Raw genomic sequence first — 16331 nt, 5'->3', positions numbered from 1 at the left:
TTTATATATAAAAATCAATTTTTACTACTTAATTTTTTGTCAATAACTCGCTCCATATAATCTTGAATGAAGGCTTTACATTTGGTTTCTATTTGATTCATCGTGGCATTTCTTTTGGTTATCAAATTGATAGACAATGATTTATCTGATTTGTCATAAAACCCAATTGCTTTTTTACCATCAAAAATACAAATGTAAGGCCCTTCTAAAAATTGATAATAAGTTCCGTTTGAATTGATTACAAAAGGAGTTTCTGATTGTGCAACTAAACTGCGCCCCCAACTTCTAAATGGTTTTGGATAACCTATCATGTCCAATATGGTTGGGTAAATATCAATCTGTTGGGCATAGTCATCATTTACACCAACATATTGATTTCCAGGTTTATAAAACATGATTGGAATGGCATAATGATTGATTGGTTTTTGATATTCTTCATAATAAATTTGATTGCAATGATCTGCCACAAACACAAAAATAGTGTTTTGAAACCACGAAGTCTTTTTGGCAGTATTAAAAAATTGCTTCAAACTATAATCAGAATAGGCAATACATTTGTGTATGGGTAATTGCTTTTCTGTAAATTTTTGTTTGTATTGGTTTGGTATATTATATGGTTCGTGAGAACTTACTGTAAATATTGTTGCCAAAAAAGGGTTTTTAGTATTATCTAAATTACGTTTCATAAATTGTAAAAAAGGTTCGTCCCAAATGCCCCAAAATCCATCAAAATCTGCTTCATTTTGATATTCTGTCCTTCCATAATATTGGTTGATTCCTAATATGTTTGAGAAACCTAAGAACCCCATAGAACCATTGGCTGCTCCATGAAAAAATTTTGTTTCGTAACCTATTGATTCTAATGTAGATACCAAAGATTCTATTTTTTGTTTAGGATATGGCGATGATGTAAATGCATCTTTAAATGAAGGAATTCCTGCCAAAACAGACGACATGCCATGTATGGATTGTCTTCCATTAGCATAAGCATTTGTAAATATTAGACTATTTTTTGCCAACGAATCAATAAATGGAGTATGGCTTTCATATTTTGGAATTGTAGTGTTTTTATTAAAAGCCCCAACATATTCTTTACCAAAACTTTCTAATATAAATATTACAATATTTGGCTTAGTACTTGGATTATTTTTGTAAAATTTGATAGGCCGAATGGTTTTTTGTATCAGATTTGGGTTTATTTCTGGATAATTAGTTTTTTGAAAGCTATTGCTAAACATGGTTCTAATTATTGCAAATGGTGTATTTAAAACAAAATCGGAATGTGCGGGATATTTTACATGTTTACTGGCATCAAGAATATTTATTGGTCGAGTAGATTTATCAAAATCACCTCCTCTTATTCCAGCTATTACAAAGGCTACGATGATTAAAAAACTAACTATTGAAGATCCAAAATATTGAAATTTATTTGAGGGTAAATATTTTTTTATATTAATTTTTTTATAAATATAAACCCATAAATACAACGTAATGATTAATAATAAAAAAACATGCCAATAGTGAATCAGAAAACCACTAAAAAGTTTGAGTTTATTTGTTTCATTTTCTAATATATTTTTTACAACTATTGTTGTTCTTGCAAATGTATATTTGTAATAAATAAAATCTATAAAATTAGATGAATAAGCTATACTATTGAATAGGAAATAGATATAAAATAAAATTTGCTGGTATTTGGGAGTTGTATTTGTCCAAAACGGAATAATAGATAATAAAATGAAAAGGCTATTGGCATATAGAATGGCTGTTGTATCAAATGCTAGTCCATAATAATATAGTTCAAAAAATGTTGCAATTGAATTGATTTTTAATAGATCTAAATTATAAATAAAAAACAATAATCTTGCTACAAAATAAAATAAATAGGCAAGTAATATTCTTATAAATAAGATTTTATATTCTGAAATTCTAAAATTTTTTGTCATGTATTTGCAATACTGTAATTGTAATTAAAATAGATGCAAATATAAATTAAAATATTTGTATAATGGAATTAATTGGTTTTATCTAATACTGAATTTCTGTTTATTAAATAGAGTTGAAACAAACTTGCAAAACCTAAAGTTAATACGGCACCAATAAAATTAAGCCACAAATAACCTAATTTTTCTTGTCCGTTTGGATAACTATAAAAAGTAAAGTAATAGATTACAAATATTATTAATTGACTGATAATTGCACTATAAAAAATGGCTTTTGACTGTATGAATTTAAAATAGAAACCAGCTATAAAAATGCCCAAAACGGTTCCATAAAATATTGAACCAATAATATTTACAAGTTGAATCAAGTTTTCAAATAAAGACCCAATACAGGCAAACAATATGGCAATTATGCCCCAAATTAATATAAAAATTCTTGTTATTTTTACATAATATTGATCATCTTTTTCTGTTTTTATATTTCTTTTAAAAATATCAAAAGTAGTAGATGTGGCCAAAGCGTTGATGCCAGAGGCTGTACCAGACATGGCAGCCGAAAAAATTACGGCAAGAAGCAACCCTAAAATACCTTTTGGCAAATTGTGCAATATAAAATGTAAAAATACATAATCCTTGTCATTTGTTTCTGCTTTATCATCTGCCTTCGAAATAATTTCTTTAGCTTGATCTCGTAAATCTTTTTCTTTTGCAGATAATGAAATTAATTTTTTTCTTAAAATTGGATTATCATAATTTTCTTTTAAATGGTCTATATAAAGCAAATTATATTCCTTTTTTTCTTCGTTTAGTGCAGTTAATTCTTTTTCTAATAGATTATATTCTTCTTTATATTTACTTTTCTCAACTATTATTTTATTATTCGGATTGAAGTTTAAGGGGACATTATTAAACTGATAAAATACAAAGACCATAACACCTGTTAAAAGAATAAAAAATTGCATTGGTACTTTCAAAAAACCGTTCATAATAAGTCCTTTCTGGCTTTCTAATATTGTTTTACCCGTTAAATACCGTCCAACTTGCGATTGATCTGTACCAAAATAAGAAAGCATTAGAAAAAACCCACCTGTAATTCCACTCCAAAAGGTATAACGGGTTTCGGGATCTAATGAAAAATCCAAAATATTCATTTTATCATTGGCACCTGCAATTTGTAAGGCATTGATAAACGTCATGTCGTTGGGCAAAAAATGTAAAACCAAATAAAATACAATAAACATGCCCAACATGATAACAAACATTTGCTGTGTTTGTGTAATATTAAGTGCTTTTGTACCACCGGTATAGGTATAGATAATTACTAAAATACCTATTATTATATTTAAATATGTAATATTCCACCCTAATAATGTTGATAATATAATAGAAGGTGCATATATTGTAAGTCCTGTTCCTAAACCTCTGGGTAATAAAAAAAGTACACTTGCTAAGGTTCGGGTTTTTAAATCGAATCTTTTTTCGAGGTATTCATAAGCAGTATAAACTTTTAATTTGTGGAAAATAGGTATGAATGTCATGGCTATCACTACCATAGCAAATGGTAAACCAAAATAAAATTGAACAAAACCCATACCATCTTGATAGGCTTGTCCTGGAGTAGATATAAAAGTAATTGCACTGGCTTGAGTAGCCATAACAGACAATCCGACAACTTTCCAAGAGGTTTGTCTATTGCCTAACAGGTAATCTTGAACATTTGTACTTCCTTTTGTACGCCATGTTCCATAAATTACAATAAATAATAAGGTTAATATTAAAACAATCCAATCGATTTGTTGCATAGTCTAAGCATAAATTTGCATGATAATATAAAAAATAACAATATAAAGGGTATTTATTATAAGCACCCATGTATAGCTAGATTTCCATTTTTTATCACTTTTTTTGTTCATAATCATAAACTATTTTAAATAAATATTTAATCTAAATGATAAAAATAGTCAAATACTTTGTGAGTAGGAAGTCCTACAACATTACAGTAAGAGCCCTCGATTTTTGTAATTCCAACCAAACCTATCCATTCCTGAATGCCATAACTTCCTGCTTTGTCATAAGGTTTATAATTTTGTAAATAATAAGTTAGCATCTCTTGGTTTAGTTTTGCAAAAGTAACATAAGTTTTGTCTTCTACGACGATTTCTGATTGACATGTTTTAAAACAAACAGATGTGATGACTTCATGTGTTTGATTGGATAATTTTTGTAACATTGTCATTGCTTCCTCAGCATTTTTTGGCTTTTCAAGTGCTTCCCCGTTTAGCCATACAATCGTATCACTGGTTATTACGATATCGTTTAGTTCTAATTCATTTTCATAGGCTTTGGCTTTCAATTTACACAAATAATTGGTTATTGCAGCTGCTTTTAATTCATTCGGATATATTTCATCAATTGCTTTGACCTTGATTGTAAAATCGATATCAAGTTCCTTAAAAAATTGTTGTCTTCGGGGGGAACCTGAAGCCAAGATGATGTTATATTTTGAAAGTTTTTCTTTAAGCATTTTGTTGTATGTTTAAGGTAATAATTGCAATTGATCCAATGCCAAATAAAAGTAGCCATTTCAAAACCCAACTTAAATGACTATAATCTTGTTTGTTTTTTGCAAAACTTGTTTTGATTGCTGCATATAATAATGGTGCTAAAATAGTCATTAAGCTATAAAAAGTAGCATAAAATAAATTATTTTCATATAAATAATAGTATATATAATATATTATCATTAGTATTGAAATAATAAACAACATAAATACTAATTTTAATGTAATTGAAATTCCAAAATATATAGGTATGGTTTGCATGTCCTGCTCACGGTCTCCCTCTATATCTTCTATATCTTTAATTATTTCTCTTATAAAATTTATGATAAATGTAAATATTGCATAATCAAATATTATAGAAAATAAAACTTTCATCAATATAATATTATTATTATTGATTATGGGATATAAATTAAAAATACCAATAATGATGACACTCATTGATAAAACAAATGCAGTGAGAATATTCCCGATTATCAAACTTTGTTTTAAATTGGTTGCATAAAAGTATAATAAAGATGATATAATTATAAAAATTATAGCTAAATTTGGCTTATTTACTATATTTGAAATGTAAAAACCAATTAAAACACCAATTATTGTGCATAAGAAATATAAATTATAAGCTAAATTTTCATTAATTGCTATTCCTACTACAACTTGATGGGGCTTGTTTTTTAAATCGGTTTCCACATCATGGATGTTATTGATGATGTATCCGCCTGCCGCAATGCAAACTGTTGCCATAATTAGTAAATAATATTGAAAATCGTTTAATGCCAATGGATTATTATGGTTTTTTAAGAATCCTATTCCATCAAAACCTCCAAATCTAAAAAGCCATTGCATCAGGGCCAACATCAATAAATTTTGATACCGTATGAGTACTAAATATTTCATTTAAAATAATTAAAATAGAATAATATTTTTATTTATTTATAATATTGTCCATTTTTCTTGAACTTTCAATACTTGTTCAATTACATCTCTTACTGCTCCATTTCCCCCTTCGATGTGTGAAATATAATGCGAAATATTTTTTATTTCTGGGCAAGCATCTTGTGGACAACAGGCTAAACCAACTTTTTTCATCACTTCATAGTCAGGAATATCATCACCCATATATAAAATATGTTCTGAATTTATTTTATATATGTCTATAAATTCTTCATATATTTCTAATTTATTAAGAACTCCTAAATATATATCATAAATACCTAAATTTTTAAGCCTTTCTCTTACCCCTTCATTTTTACCTCCTGATATAATTGCAATTTTATATCCTAATGCTAAGGCTCTTTGCATTGCATACCCATCTCGTACGTTCATTTGTCTTAATAATTCACCTTGACTGGTAATTTGTATCATATTATTTGTTAAAACACCATCTACATCAAAAATAAATGTAGTAATTTGATTCATGATTTGTTTATAACTTTTAGGCATTGTCTATAATTGTTTGGGTTAATATTTGGTAAATTTTTCTATAGGTGTCATTCTGCAACATATTGATATGGTTTTCAATGGTTTCAAAATCCTTTCTTTTTGCTGGACCTGTTTGTGCCTCTTTAGGATTTAAGTCATTGATTTTCAAGGCTGTTTCTTGAATTAATGGTTTTAAAATACTGAAAGGGATGTTGTTTTCTTTACATATTTCATGAGCAATATCATACATTAAATTTGTAAAATTATTTGCAAAAATAGCTGCTATATGTAGTGTATTTCGTTGTTTGGAATCTATTTTTACAGTGTTATCGCTAATTTTTTGTGCTATATGTTTCAATAGATCCATTTTTGATTCATCTTTTGTTTCTAAACAAATAGGAACATTTTTGAAATTCATTTTTATATTTTTAGAAATACTTTGCAATGGATAAAAAACGGCTTTTTGAAGATGGTTGGCTAATTTGTTGATAGAAACAGTGCCAGATGTATGGGCAACTAGCTGATTTTCAATAGGTATTTGTTCAGAAACACTAGCAATTGCTTCATCTGTAACGGCAATAATCATCAAATCTACTGGTTTTAGTTGATGCATTTCTGAAATGATCTCAATTTGATTATGTGAAATAGTAGTTTTATTATGATTTCTTACTAATAATTGTACTATTTTTATGGTTTTAATAGCTGAAAAAGCAGTTATAAGTTGCTGTGCCACATTGCCATAACCAATTATTGAAATGGTATATAAAGGTTTTAAGGGATCCAAATTTGACAAAATATTGATATTTTTTTATAAACTTTATTAAATATGTATGTCGCAAATTTACATTAATATCCAAAGATAAACAATGCCATGTCAAATTTCTTTTTTATACTTATTTCTGATTATTTATTTTTAGGTTTTATTTTTTTATTTTGAACTATTATCTTAAGCAATTGTTAAGATAAAAATTAAAAAAATGACATAATTTTGTAAAAAAATAAATCAAATATACAATGCTCGAAAAAATCATTGCTTTTAGTCTAAAAAATAAGCTCATTGTGCTTTTATTTACTGTTTTTGTGCTTGGTTTTGGGCTATTTTCACTTACGCAAATTTCTATTGGAGCAGTTCCAGATGTAACAAACAATCAGGTTCAGGTGATTACGACGTCTCGAAATTTATCTACACAGGACATTGAGCAATACATCACTTATCCTGTTGAAATAGAGATGGCTAATTTGCCTGGCGTTCATGAAATTAGGTCTATTTCAAAATTTGGATTGTCTGTGGTTACAATTGTTTTTGATGACAACATGGGTACCTATTTGCCTCGACAATTGATAGCTGAAAAAATAAAATCGGCTTCAGAAAAAATACCTGAAGGGTTTGGCACTCCCGAAATGGGGCCTATTACTACTGGTTTAGGCGAAATTTATCAATATACATTAGAGGTACGACCAGAATTTAAGGCTCAATATACTGTTACCGATTTAAGAACGCTTCAGGATTGGGTTGTCAAAAGGCAATTGTCTGGTATAAAGGGAGTTGTGGAAATTAATACTTGGGGTGGGTTTTTAAAACAATATGAAATTGCAATTGATCCAAGCCAATTGAAAGCAATGAATATTAGTGTAGCCAAAGTATTTGAAGCCTTGTCTAAAAACAATGGAATTGCAGGTGGAGCTTATATCGAAAAAGTGAATCAGAGCTATTTTATTAGAGCAGAAGGCAAGGTGAAATCGATTGAAGATATTGAAAATATTGTAGTTGAAAACCATAGCGGTAGTCCAATTTATATAAAAAATGTGGCTCAAGTGCAGCTAGGAAGTGCCAACCGTTTTGGGGCAATTACAGGTAATGGCGAAGGTGAAAAAGTTTTGGGTCAAGTTATGATGCTAAAAGGAGGCAATTCAAAACAAGTAATTACAGATGTTAAAAATAGGATTGCAACTATACAAAAAACCTTACCTGAAGGTGTTTATATCAACGGATTTTTAGAAAGAAGCGAATTGGTTGGTAAAACAACATTTACAGTGGCAGAAAACCTAATATTAGGTTGTTTAATTGTCATATTTGTAGTAGTATTATTGCTTGGAAATTGGCGTTCAGGACTTGTTGTGGCTTCGGTAATTCCTTTGTGTTTGCTATTTGCCATTTCATTTATGAACATTTTTGGAATAGATGCCAATTTGATGAGTTTAGGTGCCATTGATTTTGGTATTATTATAGACGGTGCAGTCATCATTGTGGAGTTTATTGCGTTTCAAATTGCCCACCAATCACACCAACTAAACACGCTAACAAAACAGGACAAACAATTAAAAATAGATGAAATTACATACAAAAGTGCATCAAAAATGATGAATTCTGCTGTATTTGGACAACTAATTATTTTGATAGTTTTTATTCCAATTTTATCATTGTCGGGTATCGAGGGCAAAATGTTTAAACCAATGGCCATGACATTTAGTTTTGCATTGTTAGGTGCCATGTTGTTTTGTTTTACATACGTACCCGTTGTAGCCTCGTTGTTTTTGAAACCCACGGTAGAAAATCATAACAGTTTGTCAAACAGGCTTATACGAAAACTAAATCGATGGTATTTGCCTATTATAACATGGGCTTTGGCTCATACTCAAAAAGTGTTGTATGCTGCATTGGGTTTACTAATTTTGTCTATTGTATTATTTTCTACCATGGGTGGAGAGTTTATTCCTACATTGGATGAAGGCGATTTTGTCATTCAACCTGTTTTAAAAACAGGCACCACTTTGAGTAAAACAATCGAAACAACTACCAAAATAGAGAATATTATTTTGAAAAATTTTCCTGAAGTCAATCAAGTTGTCAGTAGAATTGGTGCTGCAGAAGTGCCAACAGACCCTATGAGCATGGAAGAAAGTGATATAATTGTCAAACTAAAACCCAAATCAGCATGGGTTTCTACAAGTTCAAAAGACGAATTGGCCGATATGATAAAGAAAGCTATTACAAATCAAATTCCAAATATGGATATAGAATTTACACAACCCATAGAAATGCGGTTTAATGAATTGATTTCTGGTACAAGATCAGATGTTGCTATAAAAATATTTGGCGAAGATTTGTCAATTTTGGCACAAAAAGCAGACGAAATTAAAAAGGCAATCGCACATGTTGAAGGGGCTTCTGATATTATTGTCGAAAAAACAGAAGGATTGCCTCAAATGGCTATTGTATATGACCGGTCTAAAATAGCTCGTTATGGCATGAACATTGCCGATTTGAACGACCACATTGCCTTGGCCTTTGCTGGTAAAACGGTGGGCAATGTATTTGAAGGTGAAAAACGTTTTGACATGGTCATCCGTATGGACAAATCTAATAGAACCAGCATCGAAGACATTCAAAATTTGTATGTTACAACCCCATCTGGCCATCAAATTCCGTTAAATGAACTGGCTATGATTAGCTATACCGAAGGGCCCGCCAAAATTTCCAGAGACAATACCAATCGCAGAATTGTAGTTGGTATCAATGTCAGAAACCGTGATATGCAAAGTGTAGTAGTTGATATACAACAAATTATAGAATCCAAAATAAAATTACCTACAGGTTATCGGATAGCTTATGGCGGTCAATTTGAAAATTTACAAAGTGCCAAAGCCCGTTTGATGATTGCTGTACCGATTGCTTTATTTTTAATATTTATCTTACTTTATTTTGCTTTTGGTTCTATCAAAGAGGCGTTAATGGTATATTCTGCCATTCCACTTTCGGCTGTTGGAGGCATTTTATTACTTTGGATAAGAGATTTACCTTTTAGTATTTCTGCTGGTGTAGGTTTTATTGCACTTTTTGGCATAGCGGTTTTAAACGGAATTGTTTTGATAGAACATTTTAAAGAACTTAAACATCAAGGTTTTGAAACAATGGATGACTTAATTTTGAAAGGAACTTCTGATAGATTAAGACCCGTTTTACTCACCGCTGCCGCAGCAGCTTTAGGATTTTTGCCTATGGCCATTTCGGCATCGGCAGGTGCAGAAGTACAGCGACCACTTGCCACGGTGGTTATTGGTGGTTTGTTTTCTGCAACCATATTAACGATGATTGTTTTACCTATATTATTTAAAGTAATGAATGAAAAAACACTTAAATTTTCAAAATTAAATACTCAAAAACCTACTTTAATGGTAGTCTTATTGATGCTATTCTCTTCTTTTGGGTTTTCTCAATCCTCTAATACAGAATTAAACTCATTGATTAACAATGCTTTAGAACATAATAAAATGATAAAAGCAGGTGAATTGCAAATTCAAAAAATGAATGAAAATGTCAAATCAGCTTATACATTTGATAAAACAAACCTGTATTATGGCTACGATCAAAATAATTTAGGTCTCAATAATGTTCCCTTGAATGTTTTGGGGATTCAACAAAGATGGAGTTTGCCCAGTGTGTATAATGCTCAAAAAAAATGGCTTGAATCCGAATCAGCAACTGAAAAAGCCCGATTTGACATTCAAAAAAATAAATTAAAATGGCAAATTGCCTCTTTGTATCATCAAATTGTTTATCTTCAACATAAAGAAAAATTGTATATTTATTTGGATAGTTTGTATCAGAATTTTTCAAAAGCCAGCGACAGACGATTTGAATTGGGCGAAACCAATTATCTTGAAAAAATGACTGCTCAAGCTAAATTTAGAAAAATCAGAACAGTGTTGGCTCAAATCAATCAAGAAAAAAAGGCTCAATATGAATTGATAAAAGTGTATGTACCTCAAAATGAACCTATTGTAATTGTTAATCAATCCATAGAGCCAATATCTAATCTTGAACAAATGGGTAATAAACAATTGTATATCAATTATTTAGAAAGTATTTCAAACCAAAATAAAGCCCAATTGAATTGGCATAAAAAACAATTATTACCAGAAATCAATTTAGAATATTTTCAAGGTAAAAACCGTGCTACATCCCCAGTGCATGGTTTTCAAATTGGGATTGCGGTACCATTATTATATTTTGGTCATCAATCAAAAATAAAAGTGGCTCAATTAGAAAAAGATCGATTTGAATACCAAAAAGACTATGAAATAAATCAAATAAATCAAATTAACCTTCAGAAAATCAATGAACTAAATAAATTTCAAGAAGGCATAAATTACTATAATCAAGTTGGAAAAAAATTGGCAAACGAAATTTTAAAAGTAGCCAATAGCAGTTACAAGCATGGCGAAATTGATTTTTTCCAATACATTCAAAGTTTAGAAAATGTAACCAATATTCAATCAGATTACTTGGATAATGTATTAGAATTCAATAAGATACAATTAGAAATACAATATACTCAAAACATTAATAATTTATAAATGAAACAAAAAGTGAAAAAAATAGGGTGTTTATTAGCTTTAGCAATCATTTTTTCTTGTAAGGAAAACACAAGTGAAAAAGAAATAATTGTTAATGATGGATTAATAAAAGTTACAAAACAACAATTTGAGTCAGCAAAAATGATCATCAGTACTCCTACAGAGCAAGACTTTGATGTTGTTGTAAAAACATCAGGAAGAATTGATGTTCCGCCACAAAATAGATCTAAAATAACTACATTTATTGGAGGATATGTTAAAAAAACCCAACTTTTAGTTGGAGATAAAGTGGTGAAAGGGCAAGCATTGATTACCCTTTCAAGCACAGAGTATTTAGATATTCAAAAAGAGTTTTTGGAAATTTCAGAACAAATTCAATATTTAAAATCAGAATATGATAGGCAAAAAACGCTATTTGACGAAAAAATTACTTCTCAAAAAAACTATTTAAAAGCAGAAAGTGATTACAAAAAGGCAAAAGGAATGTATCAAAGTCTTAAAGCTAAATTAACCATGTTGCATATCAATCCACAACAGGTTCAAAATGGAAAATTAACTTCAGAAATCACTATTTATGCTCCAATATCAGGTGATGTAACTATTGTTAATGCAAATGTTGGCCAATTTGTAGCCCCTTCGGATGTGATGATTGAAATAATTAATAACAATGATTTGCATGTCGAATTGAACGTTTTTGAAAAAGACATCCTCAAAATAAAAGCCAATCAAGCCATTTGGTTTCAAGTACCCGAAGCATCAAAAGAATTTTTCAAAGGGAGTGTGCATTTGATTGGAAAATCTATAGAAGGTCCTGATAGAACTATAAATGTGCACGGTCATTTAGACGACAAATTGAAACAAAAATTATTAACCGGAATGTTTGTTGAAGCACAAATTGTTGTCGATGCTCAAAAAGGATTAGCGGTGGCAAAAGAAGCCGTAATCAATGAGAACAATAAAAATTATGTACTTTTACTAAAAAATAGTAAAACAAATTATGAATTTCAAAAAGTATCTGTGAAAATTGGTGCTAAAAATGATAAATATATAGAAATAATTCCAAACGCATTACTTAGCAAATCATCTAAAATATTGACAACAGGTGTATTTGATGTGATCGAATAAAAAACAAAATGAATATAAAAAAACTTAAAGATCAGTTACAAACAGAAGTAGATACTGCTTTTTTATATACCAGTATTGCAACTATTCAAAACGACGAAAACTTAAAAAAAGTATTATTAAGTTTGGCCAAAATAGAAGAGGGACATGCCAATCATCTTTTGACAAAAATCAAATTGACACATCCAGAGGTATCTATGCCTGCAGAATCTGGAAGAGCAAAAATACAATTAAAAGTAGGTAAAATATTTGGATATAGTTCTATTATTACTAATTTGTCTAGTATTGAAAAACAATTTGCTGAAAATACTATAAAAAATAAAATCAAAACTGGAGAAAAATTAACAGGGTTTGAACACAATCATTTGAATATCATTGAGGCCATTAATCAAAATGAAGCCTTAAATGTATCGGGCGGATTTTTATCAAAATTTGAAAGCAGACACAAATCTGTTGGTGGCAATGCCTTGCGGGCTGCCGTTTTGGGATCCAACGATGGTTTGGTTTCCAATATGAGTTTGGTAATGGGAGTGGCAGGGGCAGCTGTTTCAAATAATTCTATTTTACTTACAGGTTGTGCGGGTTTGCTTGCAGGGGCTATTTCGATGGCACTAGGAGAATGGTTGTCTGTTCAAAGTTCTAGAGAGTTGAATATGAGACAAATAGAGTTAGAAATGGAAGAATTGGAAGCCTCACCCGAAGAAGAGAAAAAAGAATTGGTATTGTTGTATCAAGCAAAGGGCATGTCATTACACGAGGCACAAAAACTAGCCGACAAAGCATTTGAAAACTCCGAAACGGCTCTTGATGCCATTATTACTGAGGAATTAGGCATAGACAAAGAAGAACTTGGAGGGTCGGCTTGGGAGGCGGCAATAGCCTCCTTCCTTTTATTTGCTATTGGTGCTATAATTCCGTTATATCCTTTTATAATTTTTGAAGGTAAATCTGCTATTTTATTAAGTATTGCAAGTAGTATCGTAGGTCTTTTTGGAATTGGAGCCTCTATAACTTTATTGACAGGCAAAAATATTTGGTTTTCTGGATTCAGACAAGTTGGTTTTGGTCTGGCCGCTGCTGCTATAACTTATGGCATTGGATCTTTAATTGGAGTTTCGTTGGCGGGTTAGTATTTTTTTTAAAAAAGTTTTCAAATTTTGATATTTATTTCAAATTTTGTATTATATTTATACCAATTTTTTAGTTTTTTATTAATTAAATTTATATATTATGAATGAAGCCCATTTACATTTAGTCATCAATCATTTTCCAATCATTGGCCCTATTTTGGGGTTTGGAATACTATTAATAGGTATTTTTTTAAAAAATAATACTCTAAAAAATACAGCATACATCATTTTTATTATATCTTCTTTGTTTGGAATAGCAAGTATGTCCACTGGCGAAGAAGCAGAAGAATTGGTTGAAAAATTGCCTAATATTGGTCATGAAATCATACATGAGCACGAAGAAATTGCCGAAAAATTAGCACTTACTTTGAATATATTGGGATTGGTAGCTATTTTTGGTTTATTTCTCAATTTGAAAAACCATGTTAGAGCCCATATCATAAGCTATATTGCAGCAGTTTTAGGGATAATTGGAATAGCCATTGCAACCCAAGTTGGTACTACGGGTGGAGCTATTCGACACATTGAATTAAGAAAATAAATACAAAATTATATTATTTTTTAACTTAATAGTATATTTTAAAAACCTCTCTGCCTTTTGGCTTCAAAAATCAAAATGGCAGCTGCCACAGATACATTCATGGAATCTATTGCTCCTTGCATTGGAATACAAATGTTTTGCTTTGCAGCTAAACGCCATTCGGCTGTAAGCCCTGTTGCTTCTGTACCAACAACAATTGCGGTAGGTTGGGTATAATTTTCGGTATGATAACTGGTAGCATCTTGCAATGTAGCCCCATAAATGGCAATATTATGTGTACTCAAATAGTCGATAATTTCAGAAGTAGTTGCAGTTGCTATTTGATTTGTAAATAAACAGCCCACACTTGATCTTATTATATTAGGATTATACATATCCGATTTTGGATTGGCAATAATAACTGCGTCTAAATTGGCAGCATCGGCGGTTCGAAGTAATGCTCCAATATTTCCTGGTTTTTCTGGCGATTCTGCCACTAAAATTAAAGGGTTTTTTGAAAGATTTAATTCAGAAAGCAACATTTTTTTGGTTTTTGCCACCGCAATAATGCCTTCTGTACTGTCTCGATAGGCTAATTTTTGATAAATTTCTTTGTTTATTTCAATGATTTGATCCTCGTTTTTTATCACGTTTTTGTAGGATTCCATGGAAGCCAATTCGGGTACAAATAAAATATTTTCTATTTGATAACCACCTTTTATAGCTAATTCAATTTCTCTTTTACCTTCAATCAAAAACAAACCTGTTTGCTTCCTACTTTTGGCTTTTTCTTGTAATAAAACCAACGATTTGATATAACTATTGTGTATAGAAGTAATTTTTTTCATAAATATATTAATTTTTTTGGAAGTTATATCTTGTAATATTATTAGGGGTATTTGTTTAGCCAGTTGCGTTTATATTTGTTTTACTGCTTTATAATATGCCTCTTGATTTGATTTCAAGATATTTGTTGATGGTATCTAAAGTTACATTTTCTGGAGACGTTAGCAAAGCATGGATGCCATATTTTTTTAATTCATTGACAATTAATTTTTTTTCAAAAGCAAATTTTTCAGCAATTACTTTATCATAAACTTCTTGTATATTTTTTGATTTTTTATGTATTAAATTATTTAACTCTGTATTATTAAAAAATACAACTACTAACAAGTGGTTTTTGGCAATTCCTTTTAAATATGGCATTTGACGGTGCAAGCCTTCTAATGTTTCAAAATTGGTATATAAAACTATCAAACTTCTTTGGTTAATTTTTGTCTTAATATCCACATACAACCTACCAAAATCACTTTCAAAAAAATCTGTTTTGATGTTGTATAAGGTTTCCAAAATTTGATTCATTTGCGAGCCTCTTCGTTCCGCAAAAACCCTATTTTCTACTTTTTTTGAAAACGTAAACATTCCTGCCTTATCTTGTTTTTTCAAAATTACGTTTGATAATACCAAAGTGGCATTGATGGCATAATCTAATAAACTTAAACCATTAAAAGGCATTTTCATAACCCTTCCTTTGTCTATTACCATATATACTGTTTGCGATTTTTCGTCTTGAAATTGATTGACCATCAAAGCATTTTTTTTGGCTGTGGCCTTCCAATTTAATGTTCTAATGTCGTCTCCAGTTACATATTCTTTTATTTGTTCAAACTCCATAGAATGACCAATTTTTCTTATTTTTTTTATTCCATATTGAAATAAATTATTCGAAAATGCTATCAAATCGTATTTCCTTAATTGAATATATGATGGGTATGTAGGCACTATTTTATCTGAATCAAAAACAAATTTTCTTGAAATCAATCGCAAAGGGGAACTTACATATACATTCAAATGTCCAAAATGGTAAGCCCCTCTTTCTGTTGGTCTTAAAAAATATTTGATATTAAGGTCTTTTGCATGTTTTATTTTTTTATTTATTTCAAAATCTCTAATTTGAAATTGAAATGGAATTTCGTCAATTATTTTAATATGTATTGTAAATGAATATTTATTTTTAATAGTAATAACTATCTCATTTTCATCGCCATTTGATAGTTTTTCAGGAATACTTCTATGGGCGTTTATCCCCGTAATGCTGTATAAAAGTATGCCGTCTATGACAACACATGTTATTACCGCAATTACAATTATCCATGTTGCTCTATATAATGCTGGAAAAATAAATGACAATACAAAAATGCTTATAATAACTAATATTATATAAAAAAATAAATTATTTATATAGGTTTTTTTGAAAAAATTCATATAATGG

12 protein-coding genes are annotated in these 16331 nt (G+C 30.0%); 4 read left to right on the top strand and 8 right to left on the bottom strand.

The genetic code is table 11. The features are described from left to right. Positions 1 to 14: 14 nt before the first annotated feature. The 6 genes from FBFL15_RS08570 to FBFL15_RS08545 all read right to left on the bottom strand — a co-directional run bounded on the left by FBFL15_RS08570 (position 15) and on the right by FBFL15_RS08545 (position 6722). Positions 15 to 1946 carry an LTA synthase family protein gene (locus FBFL15_RS08570; protein ID WP_014084218.1) on the bottom strand — a complete coding sequence of 644 codons (1932 nt, stop codon included), beginning with the start codon at positions 1944 to 1946 and terminating at the stop codon, positions 15 to 17. 68 nt (positions 1947 to 2014) lie between these two features. Further along, complete coding sequence (locus FBFL15_RS08565) at positions 2015 to 3745, bottom strand: sodium:solute symporter family protein (RefSeq protein ID WP_014084217.1); 1731 nt, start codon at positions 3743 to 3745, stop codon at positions 2015 to 2017. A gap of 137 nt (positions 3746 to 3882) precedes the next feature. Beyond that, positions 3883 to 4467 carry a Maf family nucleotide pyrophosphatase gene (locus FBFL15_RS08560; protein WP_014084216.1) on the bottom strand — a complete coding sequence of 195 codons (585 nt, stop codon included), beginning with the start codon at positions 4465 to 4467 and terminating at the stop codon, positions 3883 to 3885. Further along, positions 4460 to 5404, bottom strand: coding sequence for a geranylgeranylglycerol-phosphate geranylgeranyltransferase (locus FBFL15_RS08555; protein ID WP_014084215.1), 945 nt, complete (start codon positions 5402 to 5404; stop codon positions 4460 to 4462). The genes FBFL15_RS08560 and FBFL15_RS08555 overlap by 8 nt, the downstream gene beginning before the upstream one ends. 36 nt (positions 5405 to 5440) lie before the next feature. Continuing rightward, positions 5441 to 5950, bottom strand: a complete 510-nt coding sequence (locus FBFL15_RS08550; protein ID WP_014084214.1) for a KdsC family phosphatase — start codon at positions 5948 to 5950, stop codon at positions 5441 to 5443. Further along, a complete protein-coding gene (locus FBFL15_RS08545; RefSeq protein WP_014084213.1) occupies positions 5943 to 6722 on the bottom strand; it encodes a Rossmann-like and DUF2520 domain-containing protein in 780 nt (259 codons plus the stop codon). Before FBFL15_RS08545 ends, FBFL15_RS08550 begins: the two co-directional genes overlap by 8 nt. Positions 6723 to 6943: 221 nt before the next feature. Between FBFL15_RS08545 and FBFL15_RS08540 the strand changes: the two genes are divergently transcribed. The 4 genes from FBFL15_RS08540 (at position 6944) to FBFL15_RS08525 (ending at position 14080) form a co-directional block, all read left to right on the top strand. Beyond that, positions 6944 to 11287 (top strand): CusA/CzcA family heavy metal efflux RND transporter, encoded by a 4344-nt coding sequence (locus FBFL15_RS08540; RefSeq protein ID WP_014084212.1) that lies wholly within the window; start codon positions 6944 to 6946, stop codon positions 11285 to 11287. Positions 11288 to 11299: 12 nt separating this feature from the next. Continuing rightward, positions 11300 to 12412, top strand: coding sequence for an efflux RND transporter periplasmic adaptor subunit (locus FBFL15_RS08535; RefSeq protein WP_231847456.1), 1113 nt, complete (start codon positions 11300 to 11302; stop codon positions 12410 to 12412). Between the two features lie 8 nt (positions 12413 to 12420). Next, positions 12421 to 13539, top strand: coding sequence for a VIT1/CCC1 transporter family protein (locus FBFL15_RS08530; protein ID WP_014084210.1), 1119 nt, complete (start codon positions 12421 to 12423; stop codon positions 13537 to 13539). 100 nt (positions 13540 to 13639) lie between these two features. Continuing rightward, a complete protein-coding gene (locus FBFL15_RS08525; protein ID WP_014084209.1) occupies positions 13640 to 14080 on the top strand; it encodes a hypothetical protein in 441 nt (146 codons plus the stop codon). Positions 14081 to 14118: 38 nt separating this feature from the next. Here the strand turns inward: FBFL15_RS08525 and FBFL15_RS08520 are convergent, their stop codons facing one another. Continuing rightward, positions 14119 to 14907 carry a TrmH family RNA methyltransferase gene (locus tag FBFL15_RS08520; protein WP_014084208.1) on the bottom strand — a complete coding sequence of 263 codons (789 nt, stop codon included), beginning with the start codon at positions 14905 to 14907 and terminating at the stop codon, positions 14119 to 14121. 88 nt (positions 14908 to 14995) lie between these two features. After that, a complete protein-coding gene (locus FBFL15_RS08515) occupies positions 14996 to 16324 on the bottom strand; it encodes a DUF58 domain-containing protein (protein WP_014084207.1) in 1329 nt (442 codons plus the stop codon). Positions 16325 to 16331: the final 7 nt, after the last annotated feature.

The organism is Flavobacterium branchiophilum FL-15 (assembly GCF_000253275.1).
GTDB lineage: Bacteria > Bacteroidota > Bacteroidia > Flavobacteriales > Flavobacteriaceae > Flavobacterium > Flavobacterium branchiophilum.
Note: the sequence above shows the minus strand (reverse complement) of the source record. Positions and strands in the feature narration are given on the sequence as shown.